General features: G+C 43.9%; 26 protein-coding genes. 22 read left to right on the top strand and 4 right to left on the bottom strand.

The window, feature by feature from the left end; translation table 11 throughout:
• Window positions 1-477: 477 nt before the first annotated feature.
• The 19 genes from CBX98_RS21315 (at window position 478) to CBX98_RS21405 (ending at window position 15568) form a co-directional block, all read left to right on the top strand.
• Window positions 478-1338, top strand: a complete 861-nt coding sequence (locus CBX98_RS21315; protein ID WP_006741517.1) for an AraC family transcriptional regulator — start codon at window positions 478-480, stop codon at window positions 1336-1338.
• A 148-nt stretch (window positions 1339-1486) separates the two neighbouring features.
• Complete coding sequence (locus tag CBX98_RS21320; RefSeq protein ID WP_006741518.1) at window positions 1487-2467, top strand: T3SS regulon anti-activator ExsD domain-containing protein; 981 nt, start codon at window positions 1487-1489, stop codon at window positions 2465-2467.
• A 12-nt stretch (window positions 2468-2479) separates the two neighbouring features.
• The gene (locus CBX98_RS21325; RefSeq protein WP_109170221.1) at window positions 2480-2908 is read left to right on the top strand and encodes a YscB family type III secretion system chaperone; all 429 of its coding nucleotides are present in this window, start codon (window positions 2480-2482) and stop codon (window positions 2906-2908) included.
• Entirely contained in the window at window positions 2896-4779 is a 1884-nt protein-coding gene (gene sctC / locus CBX98_RS21330) for a type III secretion system outer membrane ring subunit SctC (RefSeq protein ID WP_101911949.1), read from the top strand. The genes CBX98_RS21325 and sctC overlap by 13 nt, the downstream gene beginning before the upstream one ends.
• Before the next feature lie 5 nt (window positions 4780-4784).
• On the top strand, window positions 4785-6086 hold the full coding sequence (sctD, locus tag CBX98_RS21335; protein WP_012841765.1) for a type III secretion system inner membrane ring subunit SctD: 1302 nt from the start codon (window positions 4785-4787) through the stop codon (window positions 6084-6086).
• On the top strand, window positions 6073-6276 hold the full coding sequence (locus tag CBX98_RS21340; RefSeq protein WP_012841766.1) for an EscE/YscE/SsaE family type III secretion system needle protein co-chaperone: 204 nt from the start codon (window positions 6073-6075) through the stop codon (window positions 6274-6276). Before sctD ends, CBX98_RS21340 begins: the two co-directional genes overlap by 14 nt.
• A 17-nt stretch (window positions 6277-6293) precedes the next feature.
• The gene (gene sctF, locus CBX98_RS21345; protein ID WP_047009831.1) at window positions 6294-6542 is read left to right on the top strand and encodes a type III secretion system needle filament subunit SctF; all 249 of its coding nucleotides are present in this window, start codon (window positions 6294-6296) and stop codon (window positions 6540-6542) included.
• Window positions 6543-6545: 3 nt separating this feature from the next.
• Window positions 6546-6905, top strand: coding sequence for a YscG family type III secretion system chaperone (locus tag CBX98_RS21350; protein WP_109170222.1), 360 nt, complete (start codon window positions 6546-6548; stop codon window positions 6903-6905).
• Window positions 6902-7537, top strand: coding sequence for a YopR family T3SS polymerization control protein (locus CBX98_RS21355; protein WP_053807487.1), 636 nt, complete (start codon window positions 6902-6904; stop codon window positions 7535-7537). Before CBX98_RS21350 ends, CBX98_RS21355 begins: the two co-directional genes overlap by 4 nt.
• A gap of 8 nt (window positions 7538-7545) precedes the next feature.
• A complete protein-coding gene (gene vscI / locus CBX98_RS21360) occupies window positions 7546-7890 on the top strand; it encodes a SctI family type III secretion system inner rod subunit VscI (RefSeq protein ID WP_005377202.1) in 345 nt (114 codons plus the stop codon).
• Window positions 7890-8636, top strand: a complete 747-nt coding sequence (gene sctJ, locus CBX98_RS21365; protein WP_086015689.1) for a type III secretion inner membrane ring lipoprotein SctJ — start codon at window positions 7890-7892, stop codon at window positions 8634-8636. The genes vscI and sctJ overlap by 1 nt, the downstream gene beginning before the upstream one ends.
• Window positions 8629-9294, top strand: coding sequence for a SctK family type III secretion system sorting platform protein VscK (vscK, locus tag CBX98_RS21370; protein WP_109170223.1), 666 nt, complete (start codon window positions 8629-8631; stop codon window positions 9292-9294). The genes sctJ and vscK overlap by 8 nt, the downstream gene beginning before the upstream one ends.
• The gene (locus tag CBX98_RS21375; protein WP_006741524.1) at window positions 9273-9911 is read left to right on the top strand and encodes an HrpE/YscL family type III secretion apparatus protein; all 639 of its coding nucleotides are present in this window, start codon (window positions 9273-9275) and stop codon (window positions 9909-9911) included. Before vscK ends, CBX98_RS21375 begins: the two co-directional genes overlap by 22 nt.
• 185 nt (window positions 9912-10096) lie before the next feature.
• The gene (locus CBX98_RS21380; protein ID WP_109170224.1) at window positions 10097-10528 is read left to right on the top strand and encodes a CesT family type III secretion system chaperone; all 432 of its coding nucleotides are present in this window, start codon (window positions 10097-10099) and stop codon (window positions 10526-10528) included.
• A 3-nt stretch (window positions 10529-10531) separates the two neighbouring features.
• A complete protein-coding gene (locus CBX98_RS21385) occupies window positions 10532-11695 on the top strand; it encodes a VopS family T3SS effector adenosine monophosphate-protein transferase (RefSeq protein WP_109170225.1) in 1164 nt (387 codons plus the stop codon).
• Between the two features lie 264 nt (window positions 11696-11959).
• Window positions 11960-12406, top strand: coding sequence for a type III secretion system chaperone (locus CBX98_RS21390; RefSeq protein WP_031780449.1), 447 nt, complete (start codon window positions 11960-11962; stop codon window positions 12404-12406).
• A gap of 10 nt (window positions 12407-12416) precedes the next feature.
• Window positions 12417-13391, top strand: a complete 975-nt coding sequence (gene vopR / locus CBX98_RS21395) for a type III secretion system effector VopR (protein WP_109170226.1) — start codon at window positions 12417-12419, stop codon at window positions 13389-13391.
• A 230-nt stretch (window positions 13392-13621) separates the two neighbouring features.
• On the top strand, window positions 13622-14080 hold the full coding sequence (locus CBX98_RS21400) for a CesT family type III secretion system chaperone (protein ID WP_005395137.1): 459 nt from the start codon (window positions 13622-13624) through the stop codon (window positions 14078-14080).
• Window positions 14081-14089: 9 nt separating this feature from the next.
• A complete protein-coding gene (locus CBX98_RS21405; RefSeq protein WP_109170227.1) occupies window positions 14090-15568 on the top strand; it encodes a cation transporter in 1479 nt (492 codons plus the stop codon).
• Window positions 15569-15643: 75 nt separating this feature from the next.
• Here CBX98_RS21405 and CBX98_RS21410 read toward each other — a convergent pair whose 3' ends face one another.
• The 3 genes from CBX98_RS21410 to CBX98_RS21420 form a co-directional block, all read right to left on the bottom strand.
• On the bottom strand, window positions 15644-15847 hold the full coding sequence (locus tag CBX98_RS21410; protein ID WP_005395134.1) for a hypothetical protein: 204 nt from the start codon (window positions 15845-15847) through the stop codon (window positions 15644-15646).
• A gap of 597 nt (window positions 15848-16444) precedes the next feature.
• Window positions 16445-17188: an SDR family oxidoreductase gene (locus CBX98_RS21415; RefSeq protein WP_109170228.1), complete on the bottom strand. Its 744-nt coding sequence runs from the start codon at window positions 17186-17188 to the stop codon at window positions 16445-16447.
• Between the two features lie 63 nt (window positions 17189-17251).
• Window positions 17252-17704, bottom strand: a complete 453-nt coding sequence (locus tag CBX98_RS21420) for a MarR family transcriptional regulator (RefSeq protein WP_053807481.1) — start codon at window positions 17702-17704, stop codon at window positions 17252-17254.
• Window positions 17705-17839: 135 nt separating this feature from the next.
• Between CBX98_RS21420 and CBX98_RS21425 the strand changes: the two genes are divergently transcribed.
• Genes CBX98_RS21425 through CBX98_RS21435 form a run of 3 tightly spaced genes read left to right on the top strand, consistent with a single transcriptional unit; the run spans window position 17840 to window position 20702 of the window.
• On the top strand, window positions 17840-18100 hold the full coding sequence (locus tag CBX98_RS21425; protein ID WP_109170229.1) for a hypothetical protein: 261 nt from the start codon (window positions 17840-17842) through the stop codon (window positions 18098-18100).
• A 50-nt stretch (window positions 18101-18150) separates the two neighbouring features.
• Window positions 18151-19164: an HlyD family secretion protein gene (locus CBX98_RS21430; RefSeq protein ID WP_005395128.1), complete on the top strand. Its 1014-nt coding sequence runs from the start codon at window positions 18151-18153 to the stop codon at window positions 19162-19164.
• A gap of 5 nt (window positions 19165-19169) precedes the next feature.
• A complete protein-coding gene (locus CBX98_RS21435) occupies window positions 19170-20702 on the top strand; it encodes an MFS transporter (RefSeq protein WP_109170230.1) in 1533 nt (510 codons plus the stop codon).
• Between the two features lie 51 nt (window positions 20703-20753).
• Here the strand turns inward: CBX98_RS21435 and CBX98_RS21440 are convergent, their stop codons facing one another.
• A complete protein-coding gene (locus tag CBX98_RS21440; RefSeq protein WP_109170231.1) occupies window positions 20754-21356 on the bottom strand; it encodes a TetR/AcrR family transcriptional regulator in 603 nt (200 codons plus the stop codon).
• Window positions 21357-21615: the final 259 nt, after the last annotated feature.

Here is a 21615-nt window from a genome sequence, read left to right on the forward strand (position 1 = left end):
TTTTTAGACTTATACTTGTTGCAAAAATAGCATTCTTTATGATTATATCTCGCTCCTTGAACACGTTGGCTTGGCGTTTTAGGCTATAAAATATACAATTTTAAGATTTTGGAAATTTCAGTTTGTTCGATAAACGATACCATAATCTATTTAATTTTATTCTAATGTATAACAAAAATCCTAAACTTTAATAACGAAATGATATTTAAGTTTTGGCTAATAATAAACGCTATCTGATAAAAATAATAAAGACGGACAGCAGAGTTTACTAAGATAAACTTTTACCTTTAGGTAAGGGTAATGCTTAGGATATTCGCTAATTATTCGGGGGGTATGGTAAGTGATATGAACTTCTATGCTCTTTTCTTTGCTTCTTTAATTGATATAGCAGTACTTAGAAATAACAACAATCAAAGTATTGCTTTGAAAGTTTCTCAACACTCGTACTGAGAAACTCAAAATAATGAAGGGTAGAAAATGGATGTGTCAGGCCAACTAAACACAGAAAAGGTCGGCTCGAGCTCGCGAAAAATTCGTAGTTTTTCCCGCTATGAAAAATCTGACGAAGTATTTCACTCAGACCAATCTCACATTGTTGTCGTTCACAATGGTCAGCTTCGAGTTCAAACAGGTGATTGCACAATCGATGTTGCGGCAGAAAACGGGGTGTTTCTATCCCAAGGGGATTACTTATTCGAGTACTCGCCCTTAGACGGGGCATACAAAGCGTCGATTATAACCTACGACAACGAACTCGTTAGCCAGCTATTACAAAAGCACAGTGATCTTTTGATGATGCTGCCCAAGGTAGATAAAGTTTGTTCTGGCTTGTTTACTTTTGGTTTGAACATACTCGTAGAGCAAGTGCTTTCCAGCATGCAGACGCTTGAGCAACAGGCGTATCCAGATGCGATCATGTGCCTAAAATATGAAGAGTTACTCATTCTTTTGCTGCACGGCAAAGGGGGAGAATCACTCTATGCGTTGCTTTCACAACAAACGAACCGAACATCGGAACGGTTACGTCGATTTATGGAACAACACTACCTCAAAGAGTGGAAGTTGACTGACTATGCGCAAGAGTTTGGTGCTAGCTTAACGACTTTTAAAGAGCTATTTAATGAGCACTATGGCATTTCTCCAAGAGCTTGGATCAGTGAGCGCCGATTGTTGCACGCTCATAAACTCCTGTTGACGAGCAAGATGAGCATCGTGGATGTGGCAATGGAGGCTGGGTTTTCTAGTCAGTCTTACTTTACGCAGAGTTACCGCCGTCGTTTTGGAACGACGCCAAGCCGTGTACGTTCGGGAGACGATCAAGTAGCTATCGCGAAATGAAATGACTTGGGACTAAAATTTTCTGACTAATTTTGAAAGTCACTCATCAGCGTAAATTCTATTATGCGTCATGTAACAACGAACGATTAAAAATTATTACACCTCTTTCTTTCTGGATCGTTCGAGAGGGGTGCGGAGACGAACATAAATGAAAAAGCAGCATTGGCGACGCCGTTCGCTTTTTCCAGACAGCATTGTGACACAACGGAAAGTGACTGTTTTGCAGAGAGGAGCTCGATATGAAAGTGCTTCTAGATCAACGCAGGATTTCAATGTTGTGCACGTCAATCACCGACAATTGTTGAGTGAAGGCGTCATTAATTATGAACAGTTATCTTTACTTCAGCGCTTGTTGGATAGAAGCGTCGTCGATAGCCTGTGCGCAAGCCAGTTGGTGAAAACGTATCAAAAGCTCGGTGCGTCGCTTGACCGATTCGCCATGCGTTTATTTTTGGAAATTGGGTCGCAGCTCAGTGATAGCCGCACACTCGTGACCTTTGAACAAAGACTGGAATACATCAACGCGCGTCTTGGTTTTCGCTTCAATTTAGCGGTGCCAAAAACGTTGATGCTTTGTTTTCATTTATCGCTAAACGAGTGGATTAACCGTCAAGTTGATCAAAGCGCTTTGCATGCCTCCATTAAAGTGGAACAGCTTATCAATCAGCTCGATATTCAAAAGGAATATTGGTCGAAACTATCGGGAGAGGACACCAGTGCGGTGTTTGTACAACAGCAACTCGATTTAATTGAGCGCCAACAACACCAGTTGAAAGATCAACTCGGGACGTTGAGTGAACAACAGATGCAAGTGATTGAATGTCATCGTTCGTTAATTGAGAAGTGGCAACCGTCCTTAGACGAGCTTAAAGGGTTCGCAGAGTACACTTCTACGACTGCTCAGTTTATCTCAGAGTGGAAAAAGTGGTGTTCGGAAGTTCGACTTGAAGCTCCTGAGCTGAACGAAGTCTGGGATGCATGCGATGTGGTTTACAACGACCAAAATGCGGTTGCGAAAGTATGGCAGTGGTTCAAGAGCATGCAAATTGTTGGCGACATCGATCACTACTATTTTGACACTCAAAGCGGCCAGTGCGGCCAGGCTTGCAATCACCTCAGCCAGATTTAAATAGGGCGTTAAATGTTAGATAAGATGATGAAATCTTTAGCGGAAACGCTAAAGGTAGGGGATTTTATTGCCTCAGAAAATGGCTCTTACAACATCGAGGTTGATCAATTGTCACTGACCATCAAACAACACGCATCATGGTTTTTATGGGAAGCGGCTTTACCCTTCCAGTTTAAAGAGCATCTAGATTATCAACAAGAACAAGCGTTACAACGTTGCATGCAGCTCTCATTAAAAACCATCCGTGAAGATGGCTGCGTACTAACAGCGAATGATGATCAGCAGCTGATTTTGCAAAGCAAAGTGAGGAGCGAGGACTGTTCGATTGAGCTGTTCTCTTCTTTGCTTTCTAAGCACGTTAATCTATGTGAGCGTTATATGGCATTATTGGAGCACGAGCGCGTGAACCACACGATTAATCATAATGTGTGGTTGCCATGATGCGAAAAGTCTTTCCGAACATCAGACGTGCTGCCACAAAGATACTGTTGTGTGCTGTGAGCTTTGCTCCGTTGGGATTCGCACAAGCAACAGACTTACACTGGCCCGAACAACCATTCCGATACTATGCAGATAACGACTCATTAAAAGAGTTGTTGAATAACTTTGGCGCAAACTATCGCGTTTCGGTTTCTGTGAGTGACAAAGTTAATGATCGAGTGAGTGGACGTTTTACTCCTGATGACCCGGCTGAGTTCCTCGACTACTTATCGCAAGTCTATAACTTGATGTGGTATTTCGATGGTGCCGTCTTACATGTCTATAAGGCGACAGAAACGCGCTCACGTTTACTCCAATTAGAATTATTGACCGCCAGAGAGCTACGAAGCACGTTAATTTCCACTGGAGTGTGGGATTCGCGCTATGGGTGGAGAGCCGCTGAAAGTAAAGGGTTGGTTTATCTTGCAGGTCCTCCACGTTATGTCGACTTAGTTGTACAAACGGCCGAAGCATTAGAAACGCGCCTGCTGCAGAAATCGAATTCAACCGACGAGTTATTCGTTGAAATAATTCCTTTGAAGTACGCTTCTGCAACGGACAGAGAAATTGCATATCGAGATCAGACAATTACGGTTCCTGGTATCGCATCGGTTTTAAAGCGAGTCGTGTCTGGTGTTCAAACTCAAGTGACGAGTGCATCGAACAAAGAAGTTACCAGTTCAGATAAGCCTGTAAAAAGCAATAAAACCGCCTCAGTTCATGGCGGAGCAACGGTTGAAGCAGAGCCGGGCCTTAATGCGATTATTGTTCGTGATACTCAAGCGCGATTACCGCTCTATCGCAAACTGGTCGCTCAATTGGACCAACCGCAATCAAGAATTGAAGTTGCGTTATCGATTGTCGACATCAGTGCCAACGATTTAAGTCAGTTAGGCGTGGATTGGCGAGCGGGAGTGTCTGTCGGAAATAATCGAATTGTTGATATCAAAACAACAGGGGATGTGAGTTCGGGTGATGTGACTCTCGGCAGCGGACAAAATTTTAAGTCTTTGCTTGATTCAACCAATCTGAATTACCTGTTGGCTCAAATCCGATTATTGGAATCTCAAGGCAGTGCTCAAGTGGTTTCAAGACCAACACTGTTAACCCAAGAAAATGTCGAAGCGGTACTGAACAACAGCAGCACGTTTTACGTCAAGCTGGTTGGTAAAGAGACCGCAGCACTGGAAGAGGTCACGTATGGCACGTTACTGAGAATTGTCCCGCGTATCGTTGGTGACAGGTTTGCAGCCCGACCAGAAATCAACCTGAGCCTTCATCTCGAAGACGGGGCAAAGATTACCGATGGTGGTGTCGACGACCTTCCTTCCGTTCGAAAAACTGAAATCAGTACCTTGGCGACAGTGAAGCAAGGACAGAGCTTGCTCATCGGTGGTGTTTATCGAGATGAAGTGAGTCATCAGTTACGTAAAGTACCACTGTTGGGAGACATCCCATATTTAGGTGCGTTGTTTAGAAGTAATACCAACACTAAACGCCGCACGGTGCGCATGTTTATTCTAGAACCGCGAATCGTTGTGGATGGTATTGGCGATAGTGTGTTGATTGGTAATGAGTACGATCTGCGACCAAGCATTGGCAAGCTCAACAACATTTCCAACAACAGTGCTGAATTTAAATCGGTCGTCGAAGTGTATAGCTGCACATCAAAGACTCAAGCGGAGCGCTATCAGCAAGACTTATTGTCACAGCAACAGTCGTCTCAATTGACGCAGTGCCAATTGCCGACAGGGCAAAAGGGTTGGCGTGTAAAAGTATTGGAATGCGATGACTCACAAAGTGAGTGTGTGCGTCCATCAGAGGAGCCTTAACCGCGATGCAGCAATGGAAAATTCGTATTTTATCAGGCGTGCATTCCGGAGTTGAAGTCACCTTACCTGAGGGCGCTCTTGTGCTTGGCAGTGACGACTTTATCGCAGATCTCGTGCTGTCTGATGCTGGGGTCGAAGCTAACCATTTCACGTTGGTTTGCCAGCAAGACTCGGTCATTTTACGAGGCTGCAAAGAGGCAAATATTAACGGTGAAAACATCTCTGTTGAAGATGATGGGATCGAGTTGTCACGCCATGCCGTTGTCTCTGTAGGCGTTGTGAAGTTCGCACTGGGGTACGCAGAAGATGCGTTAATCGTGAGTAACGTCAGCGACGAATCTAGCGAACAGGATACACCTGTTGTTGCTGTACAACGCTCTAGCTGGAAAAAAACAACGCTCATCGCCTTGCTTTGTAGTTTTGTCCCGAGTGTCATTTTTGCTGGTATGTGGTACAGCCAAGCTAACGGAAACAACAACGAGACTGTCACAGAAGCAGAACCCATTGTTTTGGTACGCAACATCTTAGGCGAGCTCAAACTTAGCGACGTTCGTGTGGAATGGAATGCCGCCGCACGCCAAGCGGTTTTGGAAGGCTATGTTGAAGATCGAACTCAGAAACTCGATCTGCTTGGTCGAATTGATGTATTAGGTATCAATTACAAAAGTGACTTAAGAACGATGGAAGAAATCCGTCGCGGGGTTCGATTTATTTTGCGAAACCTCGGCTATCACCAGGTGAAAGTCGAAAATGGGGATGAGACGGGCACACTGTTACTGACGGGTTATATCGATGATGCAAGCCGCTGGAACCAAGTTGAGCAAATTTTAGAGCGAGACGTACCGGGCCTCGTAGCGTGGAAGGTTGAACTGCAAAGAGCGGGTGCCTATATGGATACGCTAAAAGCCTTATTGACGGATGCGGAGCTACTGAAAAAAGTCCAGTTGGTTACCAGCGGTGATCGCATCGAAGTACGCGGGGAACTTGATGATATCGAAACGACTCGATTTTACGGTGTGACTCGAGACTTCCGAGAACAATATGGTGAAAAGCCGTATTTAGTTTTGAAATCCATACCTAAGGTGAGTAAAGGCACCAACATCGATTTCCCGTTTCGTAGCGTTAACTTTGGTCAGGTTCCATATGTGATTCTGACCGATAACGTTCGTTACATGGTTGGTGCAAGAACGCCTCAAGGCTACCGCATATCCAGTGTTACGCCTGCTGGTATTGAGTTGGTTAAAGGCGGGCGGGTGATAACAATAGAACTCGGATACGAGGGCGAGACGAACAATGACAAATCTTGAACAAATTTTAAATAACGACAAAAACGGTGCGGAAGTGCACAAGATTAAGAGCAAGCTCTTAGAAGCACAAGCGGTGGTGAAACGTCAGTTGGATTTAGGGTGCTCACCACAGCAGTACCAATTGCTACTCAAACAGTATGAAGCTTACACCGCCGCACATGCGGTCGTTGAATCATACGAAGCGAACTAAAAATACGAGGAAGTCTTATGTCATTTTACGATGCTAGTAACAGTGTAAACCTTGATGATGTTAAAACTAAGTTAGAAAAACAAGCGAAAGATGCCAACACAGAAGTGACGACAGCCATCAAGAACCTAGAAACAAACGCCGATGATCCATCTAAGCTGGCTGAACTTCAGCACGCGATCAACAAATGGTCTGTTGTTTACAACATCAATGCGACCACCACTCGTGCGATTAAAGATGTGATGCAGTCGATTCTCCAGAAGGTATAAAGCATGGAACGAGAAATGCGCCAATTGCTGGCTGAAATCGCGCTGATGGCAACCGGTATGCATCGTCATCAAGAAGCTAATACGATAGCGGACGGCCTTGAAGCAAGCTCCGGTTCTGAAGAGACCGTGGTGATGATTCGTGCAATGAGCCTCATGAATAAAGGCTTGTACGAAGAGGCTCATCAATTGCTCGAACCACTTTGCAACGCCTATCCAGATCTGATCAGTTTAGCGGCCCTTGCTTCCGCCAAAGCTGGTTTATTGAGCAAAGCGGAAAGTTGGGTAGAACTCGCATCACAGGGAAGCGAAGAAAGCCAAGCATTTGCATCAAGCTTTTCTCAGGACATTAGGAACCTTGGATGATCGTTGATTCAAGTAATCTAACTCTTCAGCCTCAACCTCTGCGCCAATCGGAGTCGCGCCATTATGAGCGGAGCGATGAAGATAAGATGAATATGCTCATGGAGCGTAATGCCAAGCAAGCGGAAGCCTCACACGCCTCTCCAAAAGAGACGTTAGAGAAAACAGAAGCGAAACTGGCGGACATCAAAGCGTGGTATGAATCACTAAAAGAGGCAGATGTTGTCAGTAAACAAAGCGTCTTATCGTCGTTGAATGAAGCGTTCTCCGATCCTCAAGTTAAACGAGAGGCAATGTGGTACGCCTTTTATGAGGCGAAGAGTGCAAAGGGCACCGAACACCCGCAAGCCGATTTATTAAAGGTGTTGAAGCAGGAGTTGCTAGGGGATTTTTCGGGCCAGCTTATTGCCGAGCCACCTGTCGATAAAGCAGCACTTAAAGAAATGTTGGCGCAGCATTTTCCACTTGGTGCCCAGAAAGAACAAGCCTTGTGGCACTGCTGGGCTGAGTTGAAGTCGTTACCTGATATGGCATCAACACTGGACATGGTTCGTGATGAGCTTAGCTTCATGATTCAAAAAAATGCGATGGTGAAAAACATCGTGACTCATAGTCACAAGTTAGATTTGTCTTAGGAGTACATATGATAAACACGCAGTACACCGAGGTGATGCAAACCAACATTGATAAGTTGCAGGATGCACAAGTCGAGGACGGTTTAAGTGAACGTTTCGAACAAGCTATGTCGGTTCCCGAGGCGAATAATGGCTTGGAGGGCGGTTTGCTCGAAAACATCAGCGAGTTAAAAAATACTATCGATAACGCGAAAAGTAACCTGCAAGACAACATGAAGATGGTGGGTGATGATCCGGCGCAATTACTGCAAATGCAGTGGGCACTGACGCGCATTACTTTTCAAGAAGAGCTGATCGCGAAAACCGTGGGTAAAACCACACAAAACGTAGAAACCTTATTGAAGGCACAATAGTGATGATGAATAAAATGAGAGCGGTTTTCATCATGCTCACGTTGTTTCTGGTGGGTTGTCAGACCGAGCTGTACACCAACGTAACTCAGAAAGAGGGGAATGAGATGTTGTCGATCTTATTATCCGAAGGTGTCGTTGCAACAAAAGAACCTGACAAAGACAACACCGTCAAGTTAATGGTAGACAGTTCTCAAATCGCCTTCGCTGTAGACGCGCTGAAGCGAAAAGGGTATCCAAGAGAGCAGTTTTCTACATTGAAAGAGGTGTTTCCCAAAGACGATTTGATCTCGTCGCCATTAGCAGAACGAGCACGTTTGGTGTACGCGAAATCTCAAGAACTTTCTTCAACCTTATCTCAAATTGATGGCGTGCTGGTGGCACGTGTTCATGTTGTTTTGGAAGATCAAGATCTACGTCCAGGAGAGCGTCCAACGCCTGCATCTGCCTCTGTGTTTATTAAACATGCGGCGGATATTGCGCTTGACTCGTATGTTCCGCAGATCAAATTATTGGTGAACAACAGTATTGAGGGGTTGAATTACGATCGAATCAGCGTAGTGATGGTACCCTCATCAGAGGTACGAGTTGCTACTCAAAACAATCAATTTAAAAGCATTTTGTCGGTTCAGGTCACCAAAGAGACGGCGAATAATTTTGTCGCCATCCTGGTGTTCTTGGTAGCTGCGCTTATCGGTTCAAATATCGCTACTTTTACTTGGTGCCGCAGGAACACAAAGCGTGGTTAAACCAGAAACACCACTCGCGCAGGTACAACATCAATTTAACTACGCGCCTTGCCAATACATCCATAAAAGTTGGATAGAACAGAAACAGCCTTGGTTATTAAATATTGAAGGTTGGAGAGATAACCCCATGTTTAACCAATGGTGCATAAATGAGTGGGCGTTATCTCCAGTTCCAGAGACGGCTTTTAACAAACCTTGCCATAGCTTGGCGTTGCTCCCAGCGGATGCGTTGAATCAACTCGTATTGATGGTGGGCGGAGCTTTACATTGTGTGGCAATGCGAGGCGTTGTTTTAAAACATCCGAAACAGGTTCTGAACAACGTCTTTGGATTGGAAGGCGCTCGGTTCTTGATTCAAAACGGGCCGATGTTGTTATCCAGTTGGCCGCAAGGTTGGCAACATCCGTTGCCAGAATCATTGGATGAGCGGTCTGTTGAAGCAAAAATACAAGCGCTTGGGTACTCCTGGATAAGGTTTGTTTTAGTTAACTCGCCAGAAGACATTGTTCTGCGTTGGCAATTCAAACTAGAACAGCAGCTCAGCGAGAGTACGGAAATGGCTAGCTGGTTGGCAAAAGATCAGCGAGATTTGGCGTATCGACTCACAAAAAAAATCGCAAAACAGGTTATTCCCCAATGGTTTCATTTGTTGAAATAAAAACAGACAACTTGCAGCTGGCACCTGGCTTAAAGGTGCTGAAAGCGAAAGATTATGCCAGTTATCTTGATTCGCAACACTTAGTTGAAGCCGCGAACTCCAAAGCTGAAAGCATAATTGCTAATGCCCAACAAGCCTACGAAACTGAAAAACAACGTGGTTATCAAGATGGCCTTGCACAAGCTAAGATTGAAAATGCGCAAACGATGGTTGAAACCTTAGCACGTTGTAATGACTACTATCAGCAAGTCGAAGAAAAAATGACAGGCGTGGTGTTAGAAGCGGTACGTAAGATCATCGATACCTTTGATGATGTCGATACCACGGTGAGCGTCGTGCGAGAAGCGTTGCAATTGGTGAGCAACCAAAAGCAGGTCATTTTACATGTCCATCCAGAGCAGGTTGTTGATGTGAGGGAAAAGGTGGCTGGTGTATTGAGTGATTACCCTGAAGTCGGTTACGTTGACGTGGTAGCAGACGCTCGCTTAAAAAATGGAGGCTGCATTCTGGAAACTGAAGTTGGGATCATCGACGCCAGTATTGATGGACAGTTGCATGCATTAAAGCAAGCGATGGTGAAGCAGCTCAGTGAGCGTAAAATTACGATTCATGAATAAATCTTAAAAACTCAGCACTTGCTGAGTTTTTTCGTTTTAATGCCTTTAAACAAAAAAAATCCGACCATTTCTAAAATATTCACTGCCATAAATCCTTAAGAATACACCTAAGAAAGCTGCTTAGTTGATAAGTGTTGCAACCAAGCAGCGCCTCTAAAACAACAAAAATAGGATTATTTAGTCGAATGGCTAATGGATTTATAACTTCTTTACTGACAGATTTTGCCAGCCGCTGCCAACTGGAGTCGCTGGTTTTTGATGAGGATGATTGTTGTCATCTACTCATTGACCAAAGCACAGCAATCACAATTCGCGCACAAGAAGATCGCCTGACACTTATTGGGCTGATTTCAGGCGATAAGCCGAGTGATGATGCTTTGCATCAACATATGAAAGATGCCTTAACGCAAGGCTCTCCAGCGGTATTCTGGGAGGCAGAAACGGGATACATCGGTTTCATACACCTGCACCAGCAACTGTTAACTGCTTCTTTTCTTGATGAATCATTAGCGAATTTCATCGAATGGCTAAAAAGTGCGAACACGCAAAAAGTAACCAATAAAACAACCGAAGTCCCGGTAACGAGTACTACTCATTTTTCCACATTAAGGGTTTAAAACATGATCAGTTTTGGAAGTGTTAGCGCATTGCAGGCTGCCATGCCGCAAGCTCGCAACGAGATACTAAACGAAGGCAAGCTGAGTATTGGTGGCAAAGAATACCAAATCAACGCAGCGACCCAAGAATTTACTCGTGCCAATCCTACTAATGGTGCGGTAGCACGATTTTTTGAAGCGACAGGAAAACTGTTTCGCGAAGGCAGCCCACAATCGGTTGCGAAAGCCCTTACAAAAGCAGTATTTGATAATGAGCAAGGCCAAGCTCAGCGTTTACGAGCAGCTTCTTCTGTTGAGCATGGACAAATGTTCTTCAAAGATGGAAACATAAAAACCGCATCAGATGTATTAAATGCATTCGCAAAATTGGATAGCAAAACGGTCCAATCGCACTCTGCTGAGCTAAACCAGTTAGCGGAGCGAGCAATGACAGAATCAATGCTAGAAACCGATTCTGGTAAAAACCTCACATCACTGATTGGCGAAAGTGCAGCGAAGTCGCTTGCTGGACGTGTAGTAAAAGACTATGGCGGTGGTGTGTCTGCAGCGCAAAAAAATCCAGCAGGTAGCATCAATCAAATGCAAGCGGTGTTTGATATGGAGGTGATGCATCTTAAATCGGCGCAACGCCATATCGAAGGTCTAGCAAGCACCGATCTAAGCCAAGGTGTATACGCTGAAGGACTGGCAGAGGACGCGTTTAACAAAAGTGGCATCACCGATAATGTCGAACGAGCTGCGGCGTGGATCATTAATGCTTCTAACTCTAAAGGAAACGATGCCGAAAACATTACGTCTTTACTTAAAGAATACGCGTCTAATGGTAAAGACTTATTGAATATAGACAACTTAAAAGAGCTACACGCTCGATTGGTACCTGATGTTGAACGTGACTACCGAGGGCCAAATATTTCGGGTGGTACTTTGCCTTCAAGTATTGGCGGTGAGGGGATGCTAAAGCAGCACATTGAAGGATTTTTGAAAGAAAACCCAGTGGCGGATAAAGATCTGGGTAAACACTTGTTTGCAGGAGTCATTGGGTATCACGGGTTCACCGATGGAAACGGTCGCATGGGACGCATGCTATACGCGATAGCAGAACTTCGTAACGACTCATTCAATCCTTTGGCTATGAGCGCAGAGAACAGCCTTCACGGCATCAAGTGATTTTTCTCTTCTATTCCAATTTTAGAGCGGCGATTGCCGCTCTTTTCTTATTTCTTTATCCAACTTATTCTTCATTTTTCTACCTCGCTAAAACGGCTAATAGCAATAAAATTGAGACGTTTAAATAAAGCTCTTGTGTCTATCACGCCATAAAATCGCTCTTATCCTTATGAGCTTATTTAAATAAGCCGTTATACCCAAGTCGTCTCGCTGCATCAGATATTTCGAGGCTACTTAGGTATATTAAATTAGACAGGACACAACATGGATACAGGAAAGATTAATATGCTTCTCTCTGAACTGGGAGAAGTGCTGAACCTTGAGCGCGTGACAGCGTATGACGACCAAATGTGGTCACTGCATTTTGCTGAAAATAACAGTGTCGATGTTCTGCTCGTGGAAGAAAAAGGCGAGTTGTTGATTTCTAAAAACCTGCACATAGAACAAGAGGATATTACGTTAGACAAACTTCAAGTTTTACTTGAATACAACTTCTTATATCGAGAAACCGGCGGTGTGCAGTTTTGCGTTAATCCAACCACTAAAGATGTGGTTCTTCAGGTTGCCATTGCGGCCGAAAGTGAACTCACCAACATCGCTAATTTGATGATTCAACTGAATGAGCTAGTGGATACTTGGGCTCAGTTATTTCAGAACAATACGGTCGTAGATTTTAGCCAAACAGACGTACACGCATTTATTCAGGTTTAAGGCATCAAACATGGTCAATATTAATACATCACACATGCATTCGTTGAGTCAGTTAACGTCCCATTTGGCGACACAAAATCAATCTGACGATAAAGAGGTTAGAGCGCATAATGGCAAAGATATTTTTGTTAAAGAAGGGGCACCCAAAAACAAAAGCGTCAGCGCGCGTATTAGCCACCAGAATAAAGCGAAAGACATTGTGGTGAATCTGCTCACGAAGCAGGGCATTCCTAAAGACGTTGCGAAGCTGATGCTGCAAAATGTGTTGAACGGTGAAAACAAGTTAACGCTTGGTAGTCTGAAAAATCTTGAGAGATTGTCGTCTGGTCCTAGCTCACATTGGCCAGCCGCACAAACGGCCTCTTCTTCCAAAGCGAATAAAACCTCATCGAGTGTAGCGCTGATCAACGAACATAAAACTAACCTTCAAAAGCTTGGTGATTTTGCCTGTACAGACTTAAATACATTTGGTGTAAAGGGTTCGCAGTTTTATGAAACCAAAGGAAAGCCTAGACTAGAAGCGCTTCACGCGAATCAAGCGCGAATCATGCAAGATCAACGAGCTACTATGTCCGCAAACGGAGTTCAAGCTGCAGCACAAAGAGGAACCGCACCGCAATTAAGCACTCTACAGAACATTGCTAAGGCAGTACAAAACGCGAAAGCCGGCTGCTGTACTACATTTGCCTTTGCTGCCGCTGCGGAGATGATTCAAGGCATGTCAGGCACACCTGAAGGTGAACCTAAAGTAGAAGTGGTTGCGTTTAAAAAGGGTCATTCAGGTACACACCTTTATGTACTGGTTGGTCGACGAGAGGGGAGTGATATTAAAGATCCCTCAACATGGAGTAAGGATGTGAAAATTGTTGATCCTTGGGCAACATCCGCATTCGGTGCACCAATGTTTGGAGATGCGCAACGACCACCTGTTTCGAATATGTTCCCGCCAACAGAAGTCATTTTTGATAGTCATAAACTGGGTTAGTCGCTCTGCAAAAGAAGTAAGCAAATACATAATGCTAGTCATCCAACCTTTATTGAAAGAGCAGCCCTGAGCTGCTCTTTTTGATTACTCTGGCAACTCGTTTTTAGAGCGAGATTTCTGCGAAAAACCTCACAATGAAGGCGAAAAAGTGACAAAAATAAAGCCATTACCGACATCGTTCAATCTGCAATCGTTGTTCAATAGAGTTATTGAAACAAAAGGAAAAAGTTATGAACACGATTCAACAACTGCTCTTGGAGTTTTGCCAACTCAATGAGTTGCCCGAACTGAATTTTGAAGACAATGAACGTTGTCAGCTACTGGTCGATGATCGCTACATGCTGTATTTCATCGCGACAGATACGGATGATTTAATGTTGTCCGTGACGTTCGGAGGATTAGAAAAGTCGGGCGAACAAAGACTCAAAGGTTTAGAGCTTCTTGCTCATGCTAATTATCAGGGCATCGGTAGTGGCAGCCTTGCACTTGCTTTAGCCCCAAATGGTCGACAGCTTGTCTTAGCGGGACGTAAACCCGTTGAGCACCTAAACACGACGAATCTTACTGCTTGGTTTCATGAGGTTATTGAACAGACTGAATTGTGGCAAGCGCGTTTTGCAATGTTGGATCAAGCGATTCCAACCACCCCTAATCATGAACAAGCTCATGTTCAATCACTTCGTGTGTAGGAGAGAAAAATGGTCAATACAACGCAAAAAATCAGCCAAAGCCCAGTACCTGATCTAGAACAGTTTCGTGCAGTCGCTGCGCAAAAAGATGACCGAGTGATCAGTAAAAGAGGTGAGGTAAAAGAACCTTCAACGTTCCACAAAGGTCACAAGTTTGCTTCTATCCACGAAGGCGTGTTGAGAAGCAAATACACTAAGTTTTTCCAAGAAAACATCAAAACTCACCTTGATTTGAAACAGGCACTACTTAAACAAGAAAAGCCTGAGGTTGCCTTGCTAGCTTACTCATTGGTTAGCCCTTCTGGTTATCGCGGTGAGCCGCTTACTGAGCGCAAAATCCTAGAAGTTGTCAGCTTGTTGGATGAAGTCAAGGTGAGCAGCGATACGTACCAGCAGCTTAAAAATACGTTTGATGCGATCAGCAAAGATCCGCGTATGCAGGTGAGTTTAGAGGCTCAGTACCCGGGGAAAATGGATGGTTTTGGTGCCGAACTGTTACAGATGGGCAAAGAAAAACTGAAAGGTTCTGGCGTTAATGCAGTCATCAACCTAGCTTTGCCTGGCGTAGGGCTATTAATTTCAACAGGACGCGAGCTGCACAAAGCGGCAGTCAATGGCGATGCTGAAGCTTACCACCATCAGCTGGAGCAAATTTCGCAGCTTCCAGGGCGAGACCAACGTCTCTCTATGCCGATGCAACAAACATTGGCTCAAGGTCATGCAATGTTATCAGCTGAAGGTGCAGTTGGGGCAACATTGGGCATGGCGACAGGGAGCTTGGGTACTTTTGGTGTGAGCTCCGTAGCGACAGCGGGTGTTACGCCGATAGCAAAAGAAGCCATTGGTTCGGCTGCCACGACTGGCATTATCAGTGGTGGTGGTTTTGTTGCGAACCAAGCTGGAGCATACGGATTAAATACGGAAGTAAAAGAACAACTCATGCAAGGTGAGATGTCTGGTGTTTTACCAAGGCTTGAAGTTTCTAATGCCAAAGGAGACTTTACCTTCAGCATGCAAGATCCAGCTTCTGTACGCGCATTGATGGCGTACCTTGGCCCTAAAGAGAACACGGCGATGACATCACCTCAAGCGCCTAAAGAAGCACAAGAGATGGAAGCTGCTCGCTTAACGTTGAAAAAGATGTTGGGATCAGAGCCAGGTGAACACTTAGTCCCTGACGTTGATTCTATCTTGAAGTTAAGCCCAGAAGATGCGCCAAGTGAGACTGAGGCAACTGCTCATAGTGCGTTTAAAAAGCTATTGGGCGAAGATTGGGATTGGCTAATGCCTGCAGTTCGAGCGATCGATAAAGGTGAGGTGAGTCAAATCAATGAAAAGCTGACTTACAAAGTGCCACTTGATGCCGAAAATGGACGAGTATACCTTGATAAATGCCCAAACCTGAGTGACGCTCAGTTGGATGCATTAGATAAACTGGGCTCACCAAGTCAATTGCGACTGATGTACTTAGCGGAAGGTTGGGTTTAATTGAAAGTAAGGGAGCAGATGCTCCCTTACCGTATATGGTGTTTTTTTGGATGTTTATCTAGGCGTTAAATTGGCCTACTGATTTCGCTTAAAAAAGCGCTCGGCATTAGCAAATAGAGATTCACAGTGCTTTTTCTGCTTGTCGTAGTCAGCCGAACCTTCTGGCATTGCGTCTAATACTTCTTTTGCGCTGTGGTATTCTTTTACCATCAACTCAAATTTATCTTCATAATTGCTTTTTTTATTCTTTTTTTGAAAGCTATCTCGTTTTTTTCTCATTTTTATTCCTCTAGAGCGTGTTTATTAAAGGTTAATCTAATTAACCTCTATTTTTATAGGAATAACGAAGTCAAAATGGTTTAAATTAAGTCTAAATATTCCATTGTCATCGCGCTGATTAATATATTTCACCGCTAATGACTATTCCTAAATAGTGATTATATATACACGAAGTGGCTATGCAGCGTTATGTCTTATTTTGACGCTTAATGATTGTTTTTATAAGGTTAAATTCCTTATAAACCTATCGATGTAAAGACAGCGCGTTGTGATAACCATGCTAAGAGAGCTAACTCTCGTTCGTATTTAAATCAAAACTGAGGCTATTTAATGGAAGATAAAGAATAAGTTGCTACAGGAGTTGAGTAACGAAATGACTCGAAAGAAAACTAAGAAGAGACTCGAACTAAATATTTCATCAATAGCTCACGGTTAGGAGCTGAGCTCACTATACACCGATTATAAGAAATAGATAGGACTTTCTATTTTTCTTCAGACAAAACTGCCCATGAAGGAAGCTTGCGCGTTGCAAAGCAATACCTAAAGCTACAAAGGCATGCGTACATGCCTTTGTATGTGTGCGAGGCACAAATGGCGCTATGGTAGGTAGGCGCCGCCACATACTGGATTGTATGTGCCCGTGATATGTCCGCTTTTTTCACTTGCCAAGTAGCTCACGGTGTTTGCTACGTCTTCAGGTGTGGCAATTTTCTGCGTTGGTGTGAACATTCGAATGGTTTCTTTAAACTCTTCAGGAGCACCTTTTGTTGCGTCTGTTTCTACAAGGCCAGGAGCAACGACATTAGACGTAATCCCGAAAGGACCAAGTTCTTGAGCGAGGTATTTACTAAAGCTATCAAGTGCACCTTTTGCACTACCATGAGCAATAAAGCTTGGTGCAGGGGCTTCTGATAAGGTGCTAGAGATAAAAATTAAGCGACCAAACTGGTTGGCTTTCATGTTTTCTACCGCCAATTTTGCCGTTTGATATGCAGCGTGCATTTCGTCATTGAGCTTTTGTGCAAACTCTTCCCACGACTGCTCAGTGAAAGGTTTAGCGGTAAAGCTCATGTTTGCGTTTGAGACAAGAACATCAACGCCACCATGTTCATTTGCGATGCTGTCGAACATTCCTTGTATTTGTGCGTCATCTCGAACGTCAGCTTTTAAAGTGTACGCCTCACCACCGGCGTTTTGAATTTCTTGAGCTAACGCTTCCGCGACCGCAGTACTATTTACGTAGTTGATAAAAACTCGGTAACCATCTGCAGCGAGTGCTTTTGCTGTTGCTGCACCAATTCCACGAGCGCCACCTGTAATTAAAGCATTGCGTTTTGTCATCGTATTTCTCCAAGGTTGAGCCTGACTGTTAAACCAGCTTCTGTCGCAACGTACGCTGATAAGTTAAATTTGTCCGTTAAGCTTGCGTAAGTTCGCTACCACGCTAGAAAGTTGCTGTTTGCTGTTGTCTAGGTCGGCCTCAGCAAGGTTCTGTTGGGCTTCTTGCAGTACTAGCGAAGCGATATTTGCACATGTATCAACGGTGTCTAAAGATTTTTCTGTTAGCACGACTAACTTACTTCGACTATCCGTTGGCGAAGGTTTCCTCTCTGTCCAACCGCGCTTTTCAAGCCCATCAATTGATCGACTGACGCTCGATTTTTCTAAGTACAACAGTTCACAAATCTGACTTTGAGAAAGAGCACCGTTGTTTCGTAACAGCAACACGACACCCCATTGTTCTGCTGTCATATCAATACCAGCATCTTTGAAACGGGTAGTGAGTAATCGGTTAAACAGGCGACTAGCAAGCCCCGTAAGGTGACCGAGAGACTGATGATGGTTGTATTGGGACATGGAAAATTTCACCAAATAACATGAACGAACAATATGGTTGTATACACAACTATATTGGGCGATGTCAAATTCGTTTGAAGAAAATGCTACTAGCTTGTGCTTATCGTTGGGTTGATGTGTCAGATTGAGGTGCTAATGAAAATTGGTGAGGTAGCTTCGAAAACTTCGGCCAGTCAAATGTTTGCGCCTGATGCACCGAGTTGGGGAGCAAGCTTCATTAAAGGTAGGGGAGTTGCAGTCCTCTCTTTACTTATTCAGTTTAAATGTGTTTTTTGTTTACATTACAAATGGTTAGATTTTAATTCTTTTCATTCGAAACACTTTTCTCAAGAAGTTCATGATAAATCAATGAGATTGATCTTTTTGATTGGCAATGATCAAATGTATCTTTACTAAAACTGTACGGTACAGTACAGTTTGTGAAAGTCATAAAATGGGTTTCAAACATGAAGAAGAAAGTTATCGCCTTGTCGCTTGTTGTTGGTTCGTTATTTGCTGCTGGCTGTGCCTTATACCAGCCGAATACTGTAATGACGGATAACGCATATGTTCATTCAGACGTTACGGCCATTTCACCTGAGGTTGGGGGGCAAGTAAGCGAAATCTTTGTCAAAGATAACCAGTGGGTAAGAGAAGGAACTCCTTTGTTTGTCATTGATGATGAAGACTTTATTGCCAACCAAGAAATTGCTCGAGCAGCACTAGATGTTGCGAAATCTGAGCTTACTGCAAATCAAATCAAAACGGATATGCAGTTAATGAAAATTGAGCAGGCGAAGCAAGGTATTCGCCGCGCGAGTGCAAATGCCGAACACCAAGCGGCGGAGTTTCAACGTCTTTCTCGTTTGGTACAAAAGCAATCTGTGAGCAAAAATCAGTTTGAAGCACAAAAAACGCGATCTATTGAAGCAAGCAGTAATCTTGAAACCGCTAAATTGGGCTTAGCTGCTGAGCAAAAACAGCTCGACACATTGATGACCGAGAAGTTGCAACTGACAGCACAGCGTAAAAAAGCAGAAGCAAACTTACGACTGGCTAATATTTCACTGGAAAGAACCACGGTGCGTGCGCCATTCGATGGCTATGTGGCAGATAGGCAAGTGCAAGTCGGCAAGTTTGTACAACCAGGAATGGGGCTCATCGTGATGGTGCCAGATTATGTTTGGATAGAGGCAAACTTTAAAGAAACACAACTTGAGAACGTTGTGCCTGGGCAAGAGGTTGAAGTGGTATTGGATATGTTTCCAAACCATCCATTGCATGGCCGTGTTTCTTCGATAACCCCGGCGACTGGTGCACAGTTTAGTTTATTGCCACCTCAAAATGCGACAGGCAATTTCGTAAAAGTAGTACAACGTGTACCAGTACGTATTGAGCTAGAGATCCCTCAAGAGTTGAGTCAACGAGTCTATCCGGGGTTGTCTGCAGAAGTATCGATCGAGACCGCGGCACAAGGTTAACTGCAATGGAAAAACGTTCACCGCTGCTGATTTTGACGCTTTTTGCGATTGCTGCTTTTGGTATTAACTCCGTGATGTTTACCGAGTTATCGTATGAGATGGCGGCAACGTCAGGCTTATCTGTCGATGAAGTCGCTCTGGTTAAAGTCGGCTTTATGATTACCCAGGTATTAGGTTTTATATTCACACCAATATTGGTGCGTAGATTGGGTACGTTAATTCTCTTACATGCCATTTTATTGGTAGGTCTAGCGAGCAATCTTGTACTTTACTGGGGCGGACAGCAAGAACTGGTGTTCACTCTGACTTGGCTCTCGAGTGGCTTTTTTATGAGCATGTTAATGGTGGTATTAAACCTTTACTTGCTCCACTTCTTTGAACAGCGTTGGCTACCAGCCATTATTGCTTTAACGCTAGTATTCTCAACCTTGCTACCGATCGGCGCTTACCCTTGGGTAGTGGCCAATATTGTCGAAATCTTTGATTGGTCACTGTTGTGTGTCGTGTCGGCTTGGCTGTACTTCTCTGCCTTGATAATTGCATGCATATACAATCCTAAGTCGATTCAAATCGAGGCCGGACCCAAATCTGGCTGCTGGTTTTATTTAGTTTTTGCCCTGACAATAAGCCTCGTTGTATTTCTATTGATGAGAGGCAGTTATTACAACTGGTTTGACTCGGAATGGTTTGTTAAAGCCTCTTCGATAGCCGCGGCTCTGACTTTATTAATGGTGTATTACTTTGTGAAAACCAGTCCTTTAAATACAGCATCAATACAGCTGCATAGTAAGTTGAAAACTAATGTTTTTATGTACAACGCTTTTTTGGCAGGTTTTGCTGTTATGGCGAGCAATGTGTTGTTTACTAGCTTTTTGAAAATGGCGTTGCAGTACAACAACCTTAATGCTGGATATGCCCAATTGCCGGCATTTTATTCCATGCTAGGTGGTATGCTAGTCAGTGTGCTGGTGTATTACTTCCGCCGGCCATTAGCGGATGCAGTCGTCCCGTTTGGTGTGGTGATGATTATACTTTCGGTACATAAGTTTAGTCAGTTACCTAGCTTTGCTGGTACGGAATCTTTGTCCGTTCCGATGATGTTGCGTGGGTTTGGTGTCGGCTTATTGAATGTGTCTGTGACCATTGCAGTATTGATGTACTTCAATGTCGGGCAGCGCTTAGAAGGTATTGCCAATTTCTACCTCTTTCGTACCATTGGCGGTGTGATCGCTGGTGCTGTGTTCTCACGGGTAATGCAAAGCCATAGTGCACAAGCCGCTGGAGAGATTGGCCGAACGCTAGATGATGTGAATCATGCTTTTGGTGCTTATAAAAATGCGTTGAGCAGTACGATTCTGACTCATGGGCACTTGCCAAATTCGGCATTAGGAATGAGCCAAATTAGTTCTGTTGTCAAAGAGCAGGCGACCACTCTCGCACTGAGTAATTCATTATTGATGTTTATTATCTCGGTCTTTGCTCTCGCGCCAATCTTAATAATCGGTAAAAAACTGGCGGCGAAGCGAGAGATTCACTAAGCCATAGAAACAAGAAGGGAGCGATGATGCTCCCTTTTATATTCAGTGAGTTTACCTTTGGTATAGATTTAGGAAGGCGGTGACCGCTTTTTTCGTATGTGCATCTAACTCTTCATCTGTCGGAAAATCGAAGCCAATTAGTGCCATGTTCTGGTAATCAAGTTTAATTAATGCAAGTAGTTGCTCACAAGCGAGGTCGGCATTTTCAACATCGAGTTGTGAGCTGACAGTTTTACTCTTTAAAAAGTCGATGAGGTATTGATGAATGCGATGCGGCCCTGTCTGCCAGAATTGATTTGGTACGGAATCATGTTTGTTGAAGTCAGCCGAAACGATCCGATAAAGTGATAGCATAGGATTGGAGCATACACCTTTTAGGTACTTCTTGGCGAAGTCATTCAATGTTTCTTGTAAAGGCTCCGATTGCTTGTCGGCAAGCTGGAAGACGGACTCTAAGCTGGTTTTGGTATTGTATGCTAAAACTTCAACAAATAACCCTTCTTTGTTCGAAAAATAGCGATATAACGTCTGCTTTGAGCCTCCACAAATCGCGACGATTTGATCGAGTGATGTGTCTTTGTAACCTTGCTTTATAAAAAGGTCAGTGGCAACTTTGATGATTCGAGTTCGTTTCTTTTCGGTAGATATGCGCATAAATAAATCAACCCAAGCAAAAATCCACCTTTGTTGTGGCTGGTGTGGTTTCTTACCGAGCTCTAGGTGGTTTAGAGATGAAAGTAAAACTGTCCAGTACAGTACCACTATTGACGTTAGTAAACACGACTTTTCATGAACCAAGTGCTTCATTGAGACAAGCAAAAGTAGGCAAATTCGATATGCGTAAACCTATAGCGAAGGATGACACATTTAAAAATATCATTATGTATAGAAAAGTGGTAACCGTTCTTCGTAC

It is taken from the genome of Vibrio sp. T9 (genome assembly GCF_003123985.1).
Classification (GTDB): Bacteria; Pseudomonadota; Gammaproteobacteria; order Enterobacterales; family Vibrionaceae; genus Vibrio; species Vibrio diabolicus.